This is a genomic window from Enterobacter sp. MGH 16, from assembly GCF_000493175.1.
GTDB classification, from domain to species: Bacteria; Pseudomonadota; Gammaproteobacteria; order Enterobacterales; family Enterobacteriaceae; genus Enterobacter; species Enterobacter roggenkampii.
The window spans coordinates 1,648,994-1,665,357 of the sequence record NZ_KI535695.1; the positions used below are offsets into that span (position 1 = coordinate 1,648,994).

Below are 16,364 nucleotides of genomic sequence, written 5' to 3' on the forward strand. Positions count from 1 at the left end.
CCGGGCCGCAATGTCAGAACAAAGTACTTCCGCTGACGACTGAAATAACCAACAGCAGCAGCAAGACTGTGACAATCAGACCAAAAGCCAGTAACGCCGCATGAAAAGCGAGCGTGGCCCCGGAAAAAAACAGTGCACCACTCACCCCCCATCTGTTCTCTTTGCGCATCCCAGCCGTGAAGGCAAGCCCTAATGCCACAACGGATAAAATGATTCCGCTATTGATAAGAATGCTGTCGATATCGAACGCTTTCTTTTTTGCCTCAACGGTCGGCTGTTCTCCCTTTATGCCAGCAATGATCCCTTTTTTTACCGCCGAAACCTTTTCAGCCACAACAATTTCAAGGGTCGTCGATTTTGTCGAAAAAGGACCAAAGGTGAACTGCACTAATGAGAGAAGCAGTGCAATAACCCCGAGTAACATTCCCACTGAACTGAATTTATTCCGCAACAAGATTTCCATATCAGCATGCCTTTGATGATGTTTAAACTAACCTGCCGGGTGGCGGCTATTTCCCTGCCTGCGGATGCGTATCAAATCCCGCCATCACTGCCGTCAGCTCGGCCAGGGTAAAGCCGTGCTTCGGGTCATCAACGCCCAGGCCAAACCGCTCCTGCATCAGCTTATACAGCGCCTCCGCATCCGGCAAATGGATCTGCTCCTCCACATGACCGTTCTGCCAGTGGGTAAAGTTGAAGTTGGTCAGCGTCAGCTTGCCGCCGTCCGGCAGATGGCGGCACATCAGCAGATGATGGCGGAAATGCGACTGCGGCCAGTGCGCCGACCAGAAATTTCCCATCACGTAATCGCTGAAATACTGCGTCGTCAGGTCAAAGTGGTACATCGACTGCCAGTGCTCGTGGTGGCGGAACTGCAGCACCCAGTCGTTGCCCTCGCTCAGCAGACGATACAGACCGTGCGGCGTTTCCTGCTCCTCGTTAGCGAGTAAACGAATCGGCGCCGTCAGCGTCTGGCCGCCAAACCCCACGTCGGCAATCCAGCGCTCACCGTTGAGCTCCACCAGCAGCAGGCGGTGCGTGCGCGGCGGCATTTGCGGCGGGCTCGCTAATACCACGCGCCCCAGCACGCTGCGCACGGTAAACCCGACTTCGCGCAATACCCGCTCAAACAGGCCGTTTTGCTCAAAGCAGTATCCCCCACGACGGGCGGTCAGCAATTTGTCGACCAGACACTGGTCTTCGAGATGAATTTCGCGCGGCAGGACGACATCGATATTCTCAAACGGGATCGCGCAGTTGTGATGTAAATGCAGTGCGCGCAGGGTGTCTATATCAGCAGAAGCCGGTTGCTTCCAGCCGATGCGGGCGAAATAGGCGGTCAGAAAGGGGGACATATATCAGTTTCCTTTGATAGTGATGCTGTGTTTATAAACTAATTCTACGCGCTCACTTTGATTTACGTGCTTTTTCGTCATACTCATCGTTACAGATGAGGAGATCCTATGAGCCACTTTCGCCCTGTTGAATTACGTCATGCCAGCCGTCTGCTGAACCACGGTCCTACCGTACTGATTACCAGTCGTGATGAAACGCTCGACAGACGTAACGTTATGGCCGCCGCATGGTCCATGCCCGTTGAGTTTGAACCGCCGCGCATCGCGATAGTCGTGGATAAAAGTACCTGGTCACGCGAGCTGATCGAACGCAGCGGGAAATTTGGCATCGTCATTCCCGGCGTGGCGGCGGCCAACTGGACTTACGCGGTGGGCAGCGTCAGCGGGCGCGACGAGGACAAATTCAACTGCTACGGGATCCCGGTCGTGAATGGCCCGGAGCTCGGTCTGCCGGTCATTGAAGAGAAATGCCTGGCGTGGATGGAATGCCGGTTATTACCCGTGACCTCCGCGGCAGAGAAATACGACACGCTGTTTGGTGAAGTGGTTTCAGCGGCAGCGGATGAACGGGCGTTTATTGCCGGACGCTGGCAGTTTGACGGGGATAAGCTCAATACCCTGCATCATCTTGGAGCCGGGACGTTTGTGGCGAGCGGGAAGATGGTGAAGGCGCTGGATTGAGAAAACCCTCCCCCTAATGGGAGAGGGTGACCGTACTACTTCGCACGCCGTGCAATAATCTCATCCGCAACATTCCGCGGGGCTTCCGCAAAATGATGGAACTCCATCGTATACGTCGCGCGTCCCTGGGACATCGAGCGCAATGTCGTGGCATAACCAAACATCTCCGCCAGCGGCACGTCAGCGCGAATAATCTGGCTTCCGTACTGCTCTGCCATCCCCTGCACCATGCCGCGGCGGGAAGAGAGATCGCCCATGATGTTACCGGCGTACTCTTCCGGTGTTTCCACCTCCACGTGCATGATCGGCTCAAGGATCGCCGGATCCGCCCTGCGGGCGCCCTCTTTAAAGCCGAGGATCGCCGCCATGCGGAACGCCATCTCCGAGGAGTCGACGTCGTGATACGAGCCAAACGTCAGCGTCGCTTTAACATCGACGACCGGATAGTCCGCCAGCACGCCGCTGTTCATCGCTTCCCGCAGCCCTTTCTCAACGGAAGGGATATACTCGCGCGGCACCACGCCGCCCTTGGTGGCATCTTCAAATTTAAAACCACTTCCGGGCTCCAGCGGCTCCAGACTCAGGACCACATGGCCGTACTGCCCTTTACCGCCGGACTGTCGGACAAATTTGCCTTCGATGTCCTTCACCGTTTTACGCAGGGTTTCACGGTAGGTCACCTGCGGACGACCGATATTTGCCTCGACGCCAAACTCACGCTTCATGCGATCGACAATAATCTCAAGGTGTAGCTCACCCATCCCGGAGATAATGGTCTGACCGGACTCTTCGTCAGTGTGCAGGCGGAAAGACGGATCTTCCGCCGCCAGACGCTGCAGCGCGATGCCCATTTTCTCCTGATCGCCTTTGGTTTTCGGCTCAATCGCCAGCGAGATCACCGGGTCCGGGAACTCCATGCGCTCAAGCGTAATGACGGCGTTCGGATCGGTGAGCGTGTCGCCGGTGGTTACGTCTTTCAGCCCCACGCAGGCCGCGATATCCCCGGCGCGCAGTTCGTCCACCTCGTGGCGATCGTTGGCATGCATCAGTACGATTCGCCCGATGCGCTCTTTCTTCCCTTTCACCGGGTTATACACCGCGTCGCCTTTACGCAGCACGCCAGAGTAGACGCGGATAAAGGTTAGCTGCCCGACGTACGGATCGCTCATCAGCTTGAACGCCAGCGCCGAGAACGGCTCATCATCGCTCGGGTGACGCTCTGCGTGCTGCCCTTTTTCATCCACGCCATCAATGGCCGGCACGTCCAGCGGCGACGGCATCAGCTCAATCACCGCATCGAGCATGCGCTGCACCCCTTTGTTTTTAAACGCGCTGCCGCAGAGCATCGGCTGGATCTCGCCCGAGATAGTGCGAATACGCAGCCCTTTAATAATTTCCGCTTCCGTCAGGTCGCCGGTTTCCAGGTACTTGTCCATCAGTTCATCGCTGGCTTCCGCCGCCGCAGAGACCATTTTTTCGCGCCACTCTTGCGCGGTACTGAGCAGATCGTCTGGTACTGGCGCATAGGTAAACGCCATGCCCTGAGTGGCATCGTCCCACAGAATGGTGCGCATCTTGATCAGATCCACCACGCCGGTGAAATGATCTTCGGCACCCACCGGGATGACAATCGGCACCGGATTGGCCTTCAGGCGTTCCTGCATCATCCGCACGACGCGGAAGAAGTCGGCACCCGGACGGTCCATTTTGTTGACGAAGGCCAGACGCGGTACGTGATATTTATTGGCCTGACGCCAGACGGTTTCCGACTGCGGCTGCACGCCGCCCACGGAGTCATATACCATCACGGCACCGTCGAGGACGCGCATGGAACGTTCCACCTCAATGGTGAAATCCACGTGCCCCGGGGTGTCGATGATGTTAATCCGGTGCGGCTCATAACCTCTGTCCATGCCTGGCCAGAAGCAGCTAACCGCCGCGGAGGTAATGGTGATCCCGCGCTCTTGCTCCTGCGCCATCCAGTCAGTGGTTGCCGCGCCATCGTGTACTTCACCCAGCTTGTGGCTCATCCCGGTATAAAACAGGATGCGCTCGGTGGTGGTGGTTTTACCGGCATCGATATGCGCGGAGATACCGATGTTGCGATAACGTTCGAGAGGAATGGGTCGGGGCATGATATTTCCTTAGTCAGTATGACGTGTTTGTGACGACCAGGATGGTCGTGCATTCGTTCGTTTGCTATAATAGTCCCATTGTACGAGTATTATCGAACTATTTTTTAAGGGTTGACCTATTGTTGATATAGCTCAATCTGACGCCATACGCAGGAAAACGATGATCCCTAACCACCCTGAAACTGAACAAATACTGCTGGAAAATGTGCTCTTTGCCCTCGGCAACCCGCTCCGGCTATCGATTATTCGCCGGCTCGCCGACGGCAGCGAACTGAGCTGTAACGCGCTGCGCCCGGAGGACGTGGTGAAGTCCACGATGACCCATCACTGGCGCGTATTGCGCGACAGCGGGGTCATCTGGCAGCGTCCGCAGGGACGCGAAAACATGATTTCATTGCGACGAGACGATCTGGATACCCGTTTTCCAGGGCTGATGGCGATACTGCTGCAGGTTAAGTAATTTCAGTCCCTTCCAGGCGATAGACCGGGACCTGCCGGGTTGTTTTGGTAAGCGTATCGAACACCTCGGCGTTGGACGTCACGATCCGCATCCCTGTTTTGCGTAACCGTTGTACATCAGCCGCGATGCGCTGAATGCCAAACCAGAAAAGCCCGTCGAGCGCGGTCACAGACAGCCCGTTGTCCAGCGCCAGTTTGAGGCGTTCCTTTGGCGCTTTCACCTGCTGGGCAATTTGCCGGTAAGACGCTTCCGTCGCGCCCGTGGCGTCACTGCGCTGGATCCGCGTCTTCAGGTGATAGGTAAACTCGTCAGGTATGCCGTCCAGATCCCGTTTAAGGCTGTAGACGCAGCCAAAGCGCTTGCCGTTAAACAGAACATTTTTCTGACTGAGCTGAAGCTCTTTTCTGACGGCATCAATCAACTGGGGCGCACGGGTGAGAAGCAGCCTGAAGGGCAGCTCGAAGCTGGTGACGTAATCCACATTAAGCAACGCGAGGCGCAGCCGCTCCTCTGCACCGGCCTTTTGCTCACGACACTCCTCCAGAACCTCTGCCCACTGGCGCGTCAGGCGCTCCGGTTCGGCAGCTTCGGTCAGGAGATATTTTTCAATCTGATAATCAACTCTTCCGGTCATCGTGTGGTATCCCGTCGCTGTGGCTGCGGTAATTCTATACAGCGCGGTGAGTTTTATAAAGGACTGAACCGCAGCGACACGCTGTAAATGTCGTTGCGATTCAGTATCCTGCCGATTCGAATCAGTGCGCCATAATCCAGCCCATCAGCAGCGTGGCGAAAATCACCGTTGAGGCACCGCCAATACGCGTCGCGATCTGCGCGAACGGCATGAGCGACATGCGGTTGGAGGCGGACAGAATGGCCACATCTCCCGTACCGCCCAGCCCACTGTGGCAGCAGGTCACAATTGCCGCTTCCACCGGATACATATTCAGACGCGACGCAATCACGTAGCCGCTCAGCGCCATCGCAATCACCACCGATCCGCATACCACTACATAGCCCACCGAGAAGACCGACACCACGCTTTCGAGCGGCACGTATAGCATCCCGAGGCCGATCATCAGCGGCCAGACCAGCGCAGCCGAAACGAATTTATAGCAGCTGTGCGCCCCCTGCTCCATTGAGGCCGGGATCACCCTGAAGTATTTACACAGGACGGCAATCAGGATCATCAGCACCGGGCCGGGAATATGGACCAGTTTTTCAAACAAGCCTCCGACGATGAAAAACGCGCACACCATCAGCAATCCGCCGCCCATCAAATGAAAATCCGTCTGCTGAGCGCCAGGCGCCCCGGCGAACAGGCTGGCGTCGTCTTTACTCCGCGTGAGCATGCCATTTCCCGAAAGCGAAGGACGTTTCGTCCCGAGACGCGCCAGCGAGCCGGCACAAATAATGGCGAAGATATTTCCGACGACCGCAGCGGGAGCCAGCTGCGCCACGTAGACGTCCGGCGTCTGCCCCAGGATTGCCGAATAGGCCAGAGACAGGGGCAAAATCCCCTCGCCAATTCCACCGCCAATGATAGGGACAATGATAAAGAAGAAGGTGTGGTAAGGCGTATACCCAAACAGCGTTCCCACAATAAGCCCGCTCAGCACGGCCATCAGTGTCCCCGCCACCAGCGGAACAAACATGCGCATCATGCCCTGGATCAGCAGCACCCGGTTCATCCCCAGAATGCTGCCGACCACCAGGCAGGCGATGACGAAATAGAGCAGATTCGCCTCCTTCATCAGCAGATGCACCGTATCAAGGGTTTGTTTCCCGAATGCGCCAAAATAGACCAGCACGGAAGGCACCATCAGACACAGGATCGCCGGGCCGCCGATGTCCTTCAGCACGGGGATTTGACGCCCCACTTTGGCAAACGCAAAGCCAAGGGTCATGATGACCGCCAGTCCGCCTATCATATTTTTTGGCAGCAGCCCTGCCCAGGCGGACGTCGCCACAATCGCGGCAATCCCGACGAACAGCATCAGCGGAACCGCGCCCACCTCGGTCGTGTTAAGCCCAAAAGCAAAACGCGAGGTCGACAGCGCGGAAGTCGGTACAGGATTATCTTTCATATAATCACCTGAAATTTGTGTTCGGATATACAGAGAAAGGAATAAGCGGAAAACTATTCCTGTTTCGAATAAATGTTCTTAAATAGAAAATAATGACTTTGGTGGCCTTTTCTCAAAAACAGGCTCAGCGTGAAATTAACATGGGCTTTCGAAGAGAAATGTGAACACAACAGCCCTTTCCTTTTAAATAATTTAATTCATTATTATGTAACTAAAGTTATTCATGGCATTCAATGCAATTCTTTTGAAATTAATAAAAACAGAAATAATGTGACCCTTATCACTCCTGCTCCGTTAGCTAAGCGCTAAATTAGCCCCCCAACAAAACACAGAAAACTCCGTGTCTTTATCATCCTTAAAGTCACTGTTTCTGCTCGTCTTATTTCTGTTTCGTTTAAATATTCAGGAGTTAACCATGTCTCGTAAAGACGTTCTGTACACGCCTTATAATGGCGCCGTACTGCTGGAAAATCCGTTATTAAATAAAGGCCTCGCCTTTATTAAGGAAGAGCGGGATAATTTTAATCTGCATGGGTTATTGCCGCATAACGTTGAAACCATTGAGGAGCAAACGGAGCGTGCCTGGGTGCAGTTCTGCCATTTTAAAAGCGATATTTCCCGCCATGTTTATTTGCGCAATATTCAGGACACCAATGAAACCCTCTTTTACAACCTCTTGCGTTCGCATCTGAAAGAGACGTTACCGATTATCTATACCCCGACGGTAGGTGAAGCCTGCGAGCATTTCTCCACGATTTATCGCCGCGCGCGCGGCTTGTTTATTTCATGGCCTAACCGCCACCGCATTGATGAGATGCTGCAAAGTTTCTCGCGCAACGACATTCGGGTGATTGTGGTAACGGACGGAGAACGCATTTTAGGCCTCGGCGATCAGGGTATCGGCGGTATGGGCATTCCGATTGGCAAGCTGTCGCTCTATACCGCCTGCGGAGGGATCCATCCGGCCTCCACCCTGCCGATTATGCTGGATGTCGGCACCAATAATCAGCAACACCTCGACGACCCGATGTACATGGGCTGGCGTCACCCGCGCATCAGCGACGACCAGTACGCTGAATTTATGGATATGTTTATCAGCACGGTTAAGGCGCGCTGGCCCAACGTCCTCCTGCAGTTTGAAGACTTTGCGCAGAAAAACGCCACCCGACTTCTGCAGCGCTACCGCGACCAGCTGTGCTGCTTCAATGATGATATCCAGGGCACGGCAGCCGTCACCGCCGGTACGCTGATCGCGGCGGCCCACGCGGCGGGGACGCGCATTCGCGATCAGCGCGTGGTGTTCCTGGGCAGCGGCTCTGCCGGATGCGGGATTGCTGAAAAAATTGTCGCGCTGATGGTCGGTGACGGCCTGAGCGAGTCGGAAGCCCGCAGCCGGATCTTTATGGTCGATCGCTTCGGCCTGCTAACCGACGACATGACTAACCTGCTCGATTTCCAGAAAAACCTGCTCACCGCGCGCGACGCCGTTAGTCGCTGGCAGGTAGACTCGCAAAATATTTCCCTGCTGGACGTGGTGAAAAACGCACATCCCACGGTGATGATCGGCGTTTCAGGCCAGCCGGGGCTGTTCAGTGAAGAGATCGTCAAAGAGATGCATCGCCACTGTCCGCGCCCAATCATCATGCCGCTCTCGAACCCAACGTCGCGGGCGGAAGCCCAGCCGCAGGACCTTATCGCCTGGACCCAGGGTGCCGCGCTGGTGGCCACCGGCAGTCCGTTCGCCCCGGTATTCTGGGAGAATGCGCACTATGAGATTGCCCAGTGCAACAACGCCTATATCTTCCCGGGCCTGGGGCTGGGCGTGCTGGCCTGTAACGCGCGCCGGGTGACGGAAGAGATGCTGATGGCAGCAAGCCGCAGCCTGGCCACGCAGTCTCCGCTCGTGACCACGGAAAGAGGAGGATTGCTGCCGCCGGTAGATCAGATTGAAACGGTCTCACGCCAGATTGCCGTTGCCGTCGCCCGGGCCGCCATTGAACAAGGCGTGGCGCCAGCATTAGATGATGAAACCCTGATGGCGCGTATCGAGAAAACCTGGTGGCAGGCGGACTATGCGCCGTACCGCCGATCCGCGCTGTAGCGTCGGTCATGCCCTCACCGCAGGGTGAGGGCATCGCTGTGGTGTCAGTGCTGTATGCCTGAACGGTCAGAAAAATCGCTGGCGGTGAGACTTTCACCCCGAGTTGCCGCCTGTTTCAGACGGGCATACCGGTCAGGTACCCCTTCAGGACGGGTTTTGAAGCGACGGTGCAGCCACATATACTGCTCTGGGGCCATGCGTACGGCCTGCTCAATTGCCCTGTTCATCTGCGTCGCCACGGCTTCTTTATCGCCGCCCTGCAGCGCCTCGCTGATATCCTCCAGAATAATCAGCTCGTAACCGGTGCCATCCGCCCTGCGGCGCGGCACAAAGGGGATAACGGCAGGGTTAGCGCTTTTGACCAGCATATAGCTGCCCGCCGTCGTCGCGGCATCCGGCACCGCAAAGAACGGCACAAACACGCTGTTGGTTTTGCCATAGTCGTGATCCGGGGCGTACCACAAAATTTCATTCTGCTTCAGCGCGCGGATCATGCCCTTTAAATCATGGCGATCGAGCATGGTTTTGTTGGCGCGCAGGCGCCCTCGCGTCTGAAGCCAGTCCAGCAGAGCATTGTTATTAGGACGATAGACCCCGATACCGGGGTTAAGCATGCCAAATATCCGCGCGCCCAGCTCAAGGGTCAGAAAATGTATCCCTACCAGCACCACGCCTTTTCCCTGCGCCCTCGCCTTTTCCATATGCTCATAACCCTGCACGGTAAAGCATTTCTTTACCCGCCACGCAGGCCAGAACCATGCCATTCCGGTTTCGATTACCCCCATTCCTACCGATTCAAAATTACGCTGCAGCAATGACTCGCGTTCATCCTTTTTCATCTCCGGGAAACAAAGCTCCAGGTTGCGGCGGGCAATCTCGACGCGGCGAGGCAGTAAGCGCATCGCCAGTCGACCCAGGCCATGACCGATTCTGAACAGAAGCGGATAAGGGAGCAGCATGATGAGCCACAGAGCCGCAATGCCGGCCCAGCTTAGCCAGTAACGGGGATGAAGAAAGGCGAATGAAAAACGGGGTAATTTTGTCATCAGAAAATTATCCTTTAACGTGTCTGTCCTTAATTGATTCTGTTGGAGATCTTTCCTAAGGATGAATAATATGCCAGTCACAAACGTTAATTGTAGCGGATAAGACAAAACGCATTTTTATCGATTTTTGCGAAAAAAGGGAAGACGAGCCGGGAAGGATTTATCCGCTCCCCGGCAGAAGATCTTACATCGAATACCCGGGCTTCTTAATAAGCTCCTCCAGCTTCGGTCCAATTTCGGTATCCCAGACCTGCGCCTTCCAGTCTTCAGGCGCGATCTGCTTCAGCGCCACCGACACGGAACTGTCTTTGCTGTTGAAATGGCGAATAATCACGTCGGCAATATCCGCCGCCAGGGCAGCTTTCTGTTCGTCGTTTAAATCACGGGGAAAACATTTAATATCTACGTGTGGCATGTGCAGGCTTCCGGTTGTGAATGTGGGTTCCACGTTATCAGATAATTTTGTTTGCCTTTAACACCTTGTGCAGTTCCGGTCGCTGACATACGGCGTCCGCAATCGCCGTGAATTTAGGGGTATTTTCGGCAAACCAGGCGTGACGGGGTCCCCAGGTGCGCGCGACCGCAATATACACATCCAGCAGCGTCAGCCGTTCCCCCAGCGCAAACGGGGCAGCCTTAAGCTGGCTTTCGAACCACATATAGAGGGATTTCCGGTATTCGATGCAGTTTTTCTGCAGCTGTTCCGGCGCATCCGGCACCCAGCGTTCGGGATAGTCTGCATAGGTAAACGTGGGATAGACGTTGGCTACGAACCAGATGAGCAAACGCTGAAACTGCTGACGCTCTGCCTGCCCCACGGGTGGAGCAAGATCGGGACATCTGTCGAGCACCATCAGGGCAATCGCCGCCGTTTCGGTCATGATGGCGCCATTTTCCAGCTCCAGCGTCGGCACCTGACACAGCGGATTGAGCTTGTGCAGCAATTCACGCTGCGGACCGGGCTGGTCAAACCCGTCCACGTTGATGAATTGATAAGGGATATCAGCCAGGGTCAGCATCACCTCACTGATTGCCGAGCCCCAGCCGGGTACGCCATAAAGTTTAATCATGTTACCCCCTCAGGAGTGAAAATCCTAAGTGTAGAGCACCATTAGTAGGTTATCCCAGGCGGGTTGACCTCCGATTGCGTCACCGCTTCGCCCTGCTCGCCCCAGCGCGCCAGCACCTTCTGGTACTCTCCGCGCTCAATCGCACCGTTCAGCGCGGCCTGCAGGGCATAAACCAGTTGATTGCCTTTTTTGGTCGTGGTGGCGACATAAGCTTTCTTCGGCCCTAAACCGACCACGCGGGTTTTGCCGGTGAGCGCCGCTTTGTAAGCTGAAACCGACTGGGGGCCGAAGAACACATCCGCCCTGCCGGACTGGATATAGAGATTGCCCGAGGCATCGTCGTGAAGATAGACCGGCAGCGCAGGCGCCCGTCCCGCCTTTTTATTCTCTTCGTTCCAGCCCAGCAGGATGCGCTCCTGATTGGTACCCGAGCCGACAATCACCTTTTTCCCGGCCAGATCTTCCGCGCTTTTGATTGACTGAATCTCGCTGGTGGATTTCACCGAAAATGCCAGCGAATCGACGCGGTAGGTCGCAAAATCAAACTTCTCTTTACGCTGTTCGGTCACCGCAATGTTCACCAGCGCCACGTCGTAGCGCCCGGAGGCGATCCCCAGCGGCCAGTCTTCCCACGCCGTCGGCACCAGCTTTAGCTTCAGCCCCAGGCTGCCCGCCAGCAGGCGGGCGATATCCGGGTCGCTGCCGATCCGCGTGCGGTTATCGCTGGCCAGCAGCGCCAGCGGCGGGGAGTTCAGCATCGAGACGGCGACCGTCAGCGTACCTGGCTCAACGAATTTATAGCCGGCGGGGATCTTCGCCACGGCCTGCCGATCCACCGTCACCGGCAGCGGCTGCTCGTTGGCTTTCAGATCGATGCTGGCGTGGCTCGCCGTCGTGAAGACCAGCCCCGCCAGAAGTCCATATTTCATCTGCGCTCCTTACAGCACTTTTGACAGGAACTGGCGCGTTCGCGCATGTGACGGACGGTTTAATACCTCGTCACTGCTGCCCTGCTCGACGATTTTTCCGTCGACCATAAACACCACCTGATCCGCCACCTCGCGGGCAAAGCCGATCTCGTGGGTCACTACCACCAGTGTGGTGCCGGACCGGGCCAGTTTTTTGATCACGTCCAGCACCTCTCCCACCAACTCTGGATCCAGCGCCGAGGTGGGTTCATCAAACAGCATCACGCGGGGACGTAACGTCAGCGCGCGGGCAATGGCAATGCGCTGCTGCTGGCCGCCGGAGAGATGGCGGGACCAGGCGTCGGCTTTATCCCGCAGCCCGACCACGTCCAGCAGGCTGTACGCGGTTTCCACCGCCTCTTTTTTGCTGAGCTTTTTATGCGCGATGGGCGCCTCAATCAGGTTTTCCAGCACCGTGAGATGGGGAAAGAGATTGAAGTTCTGGAACACATAGCCCACGTTGACGCGCTGTTTGAGGATCTCTTTCTCCTTCAGCTCGTAGAGCTTGTCGCCCTGGCGACGGTAGCCAATGTAGTCCCCGTCGATCTGAATAAAGCCTTCGTCGACGCGCTCCAGGTGGTTTATGGTGCGCAGCAGCGTCGATTTACCGGAGCCTGAGGGCCCGAGAATGACCGTCACGGACCCGGGCGGGATCTCAAGCGACACGTTGTCGAGCGCCTTATGGCGTCCAAAATATTTGCTGACGCCGGTAATCGAGATATGTCCTTCAGGAGAGGCTTGCATGGATAGGCTCCTGTGCTGGCGTGGTGGTGACGGAACGGGTGCGACGGGCGGCACGGTTCTGATTAACCGCAGAGCGGCGTTCGCTGCGGGCGAGTGCGCGTTCAACACCGTACTGGATAGCGGACAGGACGGTGGTGATCGCCAGGTACCAGGCGGCACCGACCATCAGCAGCGGGATCACCTCCTGCGTGCGGTTGTAGATCATCTGAATGGTATAGAACAGCTCCGGCATCGCCAGGACGTAGACCATCGCCGTGCCCTTGGCGAGGCTGATGATTTCATTGAACCCCGACGGCAGGATGGTGCGCAGCGCCTGAGGCAAAATGATGCGCACCGTGCGGCGCCAGGCCGGCAGGCCGAGCGCGGCGGCGGCCTCATACTGCCCGTGATCGACCCCGAGGAAACCACCGCGAATGATCTCGGCGGTATAGGCGCTCTGCACCAGCGTTAGCCCCACCACGGCGGTAGAGAACTGCCCCAGCACGTTGATGGTTTCAAAGCTGCCCCAGGTAATGCCGGTGAACGGCACGCCGAGCGAGAGCGTGTCGTAGAGATAGGAAAAGTTGTACAGGATGATCAGCACGACGATCAGCGGCAGCGACCGAAACAGCCAGATGTACGCCCACGCCAGGCTGCTCAGCAGCCAGGATGACGAGAGTCTCGCCAGCGCCAGCATGCCGCCAAACACCACGCTCAGCACGGTGCCGATCAGCGTCAGCAGCAGGGTCTGCCCGACGCCTTCGAGGATCACCGGGTCGAAGAACCAGCGGGCGAACACCGCCCACTCCCAGCGCGGGTTAAAGGCGACTGACTGAATCACGACCGCCAGGACAAACAGCGCCACCGCGGCGCCGACGGCCCGCAGCGGATAACGCGCCGGGACCACCTTAATGGTTTCAACGTTGCTCATCGTCGTTCCTCATGCGGTTTTGCTGAACGCTTCACGTACCAGCGTTTTGGTGAAACGCAGCCGACCGTCAAACGGCGGCTGGCTATACTCTTCCGGATCGCGGTTCAGATCGAACTGCGGCTGATAGCCCTGGCTAAGATAGAGCCTCACCGCTTCCGGCTGACGAAAGCCGGTTGTCAGGTAGATCTGACTGTACCCTGCCAGCACCGCCCTGCGCTCAAGCTCCTGCACCACGCGCCCGGCAAGCCCCTGCTGACGCAGGGTTTTGTCCGTCCAGATGCGTTTGATTTCCGCGGTGCGTTCGTCGAACGGTTTGTACGCGCCGGTGGCGATAATCTTCCCGTCGCGCTCCAGGACGATAAACAGCCCCTGCGGCGCTAAATACCACTCGGTGAGCTCCACTTCCGCGTCTTTAGAAAAGTAGTCCCCGTAGCGGGCCGCATATTCACCGAACAGCCCCTCGATAATGGGCTGAAGCTCGGTATCTTCCGGTGAAACATCACGAAATCGTTCGCTCATCACGCCTCCTTAATCGCCCAGGCCCGCCGGGTTCACTTCGGACTGAGGAATGCGCTCAACCCCTTCACCCCAGCGGTTCAGCACTTTGTCGTAATCGCCGTTTTTGATGACGCCGTTCAGCGCGGTTTGCACCGGCTCAACCAGCCCGCTGCCTTTTTTCAGCGTCACCGCGATGTGCGCCGCCTTCGGCCAGCCGCCGTCGACGCTGCCCACCAGTTTGGTTTTCCCGTTCAGTGCCGCTTTCCAGGCGCCAATCACGTTCGGGCCAAAGTAGGCATCCGCGCGCCCGGACTGCAGCGCCAGGGTTTGGGCCGCATCGTCTTTGGTGTAGATCGGGGTAAAGGGCTTCAGTCCCTTCTTCAGGTTTTCGGCATTCCACGCCAGCAGGATGGCCTCCTGGTTGGTGCCGGAGCCCACGATAATCTTCAGCCCGGCGATGTCCTCCGCTTTCTGAAGCGATTTGATCGGGCTGGTGGATTTCACGTAGAAACCGAGGGAATCCTTACGGTAGGTGGCGAAATCAAACTTCTGTTTGCGCTCTTTAGTGACGGTGATGTTGCTGATGGCGGCATCGTATTTCCCGGACGCGACGCCCAGCGGCCAGTCTTCCCAGGAGGTGGGCACCACGTTGAGCTCCAGCCCGAGGCTGTCGGCGACCAGACGCGCGACGTCAACTTCGCTTCCCAGCAGCGTTTTGTTGTCGTCGGAGAAGACCGTCAGCGGCGGCTGATTGAGTCCCGCCACCGCCACGGTAAATTTCCCCGGCACGGCAAAGCGATAGTCTTTCGGCAGCTGCGCCACCGCCTCGCTATTTTTCGCGGTGTTAATCGGCGTTTTATTGGCCTCGATGCTTACGCCGGTGCCGTTAATGTTGACGTTCTCTGCCCAGACGGCAGGGGTAAAGGCCAGCGCGAGCGCCAGAACAAGCGATGATTTCTGCATAGCGGGGTTCTCTTTTATTGTTGTGTGTACTGGTTTTTCGGTTGGTCTAAGCCAAGGCTTTCGCGCAGCGTGGTGCCCGGGTAGTCGGTACGGAACAGCCCGCGAGACTGAAGAATCGGTACCACCTGGTCAACAAAGCGCGGGAAGGTGTCCGGCGTGCCGCCCTGAATAATGAAGCCGTCTGCGGCATAGCCTTCAAACCAGGCCTGAAGACCGTCTGCCACCTCCTCCGGCGTGCCGGAAAAGCGCGGACGCGGCGAAGCGGCCTCAAGCGCCACCTGACGCAGGGTTAAGCTGCGTTCGCGAGCGTTACGCTTGATTTCATCGGTGGTGCTGCGGAAGCTATTTTTGCCTAAGTCGCCGATATCCGGGAACGGCTCGTCGAGCGGATACTGGCTGAAGTCGTGATGTTCAAAATAACGCCCGAGGTAATTGAGGGCGTCATTAATCGACACCAGCGCCGCCGTGGTCTGGTACTGGTTTTCCACGTCATCGGCATCTTTCCCCACAATCACGCTGACGCCCTGGAAAATATGGAGATCCGACGCGCGGCGGCCGTTTGTTTCCAGCTGCTGTTTTACGTCGCGGTAAAAGGCTTTTGCCTCATCGAGCGTCTCGTGGTGGGTGAAAATGGCGTCGGCATGTTTCGCCGCCAGCTTTTTCCCGTCGTCCGACGCCCCGGCCTGAAAGACAATCGGGCGACCCTGCGGCGTGCGGCCAATATTCAGCGGACCGGCGACCTGGAAGAAGTCACCGTGGTGATCGAGCGTATGCAGTTTCGCCGGGTCAAAAAACTGGCCGCTCTCTTTGTTACGAATAAACGCGTCCCCTTCCCAGGAATCCCACAGCCCTTTCACCACGTCGAGATACTCATCGGCAATCCGGTAGCGCAGCGCATGCTCGGGGTGTTTTTCGCGGGAAAAGTTCTTCGCCGACCCCTCCAGCGGTGAGGTCACCACGTTCCAGCCCGCGCGGCCATTGCTCAGGTGATCGAGGCTGGCGAACTGGCGCGCCGTGGTAAAGGGCTCGCTGTAGGAGGTGGATAAGGTTCCCACCAGCCCCAGGCGCGAGGTAATGCTGGCCAGTGCGGAAAGCACGGTTAACGGTTCAAACCGATTCAGAAAATGGGGGATCGATTTCTCGTTGATATAGAGACCATCGGCCACGAAGAGAAAATCGAGCTTCCCTTCCTCGGCCTTTAACGCCGTCGCTTTCACGAAGTCAAAGTTAATACTGGCGTCGGCGATCGCCGCAGGATGGCGCCAGGCGGACATATTCCCGGATGCACCATGCAGAATGGTGCCCAGCCGCAGTTGTCGGGTTGCAGACATCTTTACCTCTCCTGA

15 protein-coding genes and 1 pseudogene are annotated in these 16,364 nt (G+C 57.0%); 3 read left to right on the forward strand and 13 right to left on the reverse strand.

Features of this window, described 5'->3' with window-relative positions; genetic code table 11:
* Window positions 1–13: 13 nt before the first annotated feature.
* Both L362_RS14890 and nhoA read right to left on the reverse strand, forming a co-directional pair.
* Window positions 14–463, reverse strand: coding sequence for a hypothetical protein (locus L362_RS14890; RefSeq protein ID WP_023344222.1), 450 nt, complete (start codon window positions 461–463; stop codon window positions 14–16).
* 46 nt (window positions 464–509) lie between these two features.
* On the reverse strand, window positions 510–1,355 hold the full coding sequence (gene nhoA / locus L362_RS14885) for an N-hydroxyarylamine O-acetyltransferase (RefSeq protein WP_023344223.1): 846 nt from the start codon (window positions 1,353–1,355) through the stop codon (window positions 510–512).
* 108 nt (window positions 1,356–1,463) lie between these two features.
* Here nhoA and L362_RS14880 point away from each other — a divergent pair, with 108 nt between their 5' ends.
* The gene (locus L362_RS14880) at window positions 1,464–2,036 is read left to right on the forward strand and encodes a flavin reductase family protein (RefSeq protein ID WP_008501752.1); all 573 of its coding nucleotides are present in this window, start codon (window positions 1,464–1,466) and stop codon (window positions 2,034–2,036) included.
* Window positions 2,037–2,071: 35 nt separating this feature from the next.
* Here the strand turns inward: L362_RS14880 and fusA are convergent, their stop codons facing one another.
* A complete protein-coding gene (gene fusA, locus L362_RS14875) occupies window positions 2,072–4,171 on the reverse strand; it encodes an elongation factor G (protein ID WP_023344224.1) in 2,100 nt (699 codons plus the stop codon).
* 160 nt (window positions 4,172–4,331) lie between these two features.
* On the opposite strand from fusA, the gene L362_RS14870 reads away from it, so the two are divergent.
* On the forward strand, window positions 4,332–4,631 hold the full coding sequence (locus tag L362_RS14870; protein WP_008501755.1) for an ArsR/SmtB family transcription factor: 300 nt from the start codon (window positions 4,332–4,334) through the stop codon (window positions 4,629–4,631).
* On the opposite strand, the gene L362_RS14865 is transcribed toward L362_RS14870, so the two are convergent.
* Both L362_RS14865 and L362_RS14860 read right to left on the reverse strand, forming a co-directional pair.
* Window positions 4,624–5,265 (reverse strand): ECs1377 family protein, encoded by a 642-nt coding sequence (locus tag L362_RS14865; RefSeq protein ID WP_021240222.1) that lies wholly within the window; start codon window positions 5,263–5,265, stop codon window positions 4,624–4,626. The two genes, L362_RS14870 and L362_RS14865, sit on opposite strands and share 8 nt — an antisense overlap.
* Window positions 5,266–5,386: 121 nt before the next feature.
* A complete protein-coding gene (locus L362_RS14860; protein ID WP_023344225.1) occupies window positions 5,387–6,718 on the reverse strand; it encodes a 2-hydroxycarboxylate transporter family protein in 1,332 nt (443 codons plus the stop codon).
* Between the two features lie 415 nt (window positions 6,719–7,133).
* Here L362_RS14860 and L362_RS14855 point away from each other — a divergent pair, with 415 nt between their 5' ends.
* Window positions 7,134–8,819, forward strand: coding sequence for an NAD-dependent malic enzyme (locus L362_RS14855; RefSeq protein WP_023344226.1), 1,686 nt, complete (start codon window positions 7,134–7,136; stop codon window positions 8,817–8,819).
* 44 nt (window positions 8,820–8,863) lie between these two features.
* On the opposite strand, the gene L362_RS14850 is transcribed toward L362_RS14855, so the two are convergent.
* The 8 genes and pseudogenes from L362_RS14850 to L362_RS24885 form a co-directional block, all read right to left on the reverse strand.
* Window positions 8,864–9,865: a Kdo(2)-lipid IV(A) acyltransferase gene (locus L362_RS14850; protein ID WP_023344227.1), complete on the reverse strand. Its 1,002-nt coding sequence runs from the start codon at window positions 9,863–9,865 to the stop codon at window positions 8,864–8,866.
* Between the two features lie 184 nt (window positions 9,866–10,049).
* Window positions 10,050–10,280: a tautomerase PptA gene (gene pptA / locus L362_RS14845; RefSeq protein WP_008501760.1), complete on the reverse strand. Its 231-nt coding sequence runs from the start codon at window positions 10,278–10,280 to the stop codon at window positions 10,050–10,052.
* Window positions 10,281–10,317: 37 nt separating this feature from the next.
* The gene (locus L362_RS14840; RefSeq protein WP_023344228.1) at window positions 10,318–10,935 is read right to left on the reverse strand and encodes a glutathione S-transferase family protein; all 618 of its coding nucleotides are present in this window, start codon (window positions 10,933–10,935) and stop codon (window positions 10,318–10,320) included.
* A gap of 41 nt (window positions 10,936–10,976) precedes the next feature.
* Entirely contained in the window at window positions 10,977–11,864 is an 888-nt protein-coding gene (locus L362_RS14835) for an ABC transporter substrate-binding protein (protein WP_023344229.1), read from the reverse strand.
* Between the two features lie 9 nt (window positions 11,865–11,873).
* Window positions 11,874–12,647: an amino acid ABC transporter ATP-binding protein gene (locus tag L362_RS14830; protein ID WP_023344230.1), complete on the reverse strand. Its 774-nt coding sequence runs from the start codon at window positions 12,645–12,647 to the stop codon at window positions 11,874–11,876.
* Window positions 12,631–13,557 carry an amino acid ABC transporter permease gene (locus L362_RS14825; protein ID WP_008501764.1) on the reverse strand — a complete coding sequence of 309 codons (927 nt, stop codon included), beginning with the start codon at window positions 13,555–13,557 and terminating at the stop codon, window positions 12,631–12,633. Before L362_RS14825 ends, L362_RS14830 begins: the two co-directional genes overlap by 17 nt.
* 9 nt (window positions 13,558–13,566) lie before the next feature.
* The gene (locus L362_RS14820; RefSeq protein ID WP_023344231.1) at window positions 13,567–14,076 is read right to left on the reverse strand and encodes a GNAT family N-acetyltransferase; all 510 of its coding nucleotides are present in this window, start codon (window positions 14,074–14,076) and stop codon (window positions 13,567–13,569) included.
* A 9-nt stretch (window positions 14,077–14,085) separates the two neighbouring features.
* Window positions 14,086–16,349 (reverse strand): annotated as a pseudogene (locus L362_RS24885) (NtaA/DmoA family FMN-dependent monooxygenase).
* Window positions 16,350–16,364 lie beyond the last annotated feature (15 nt).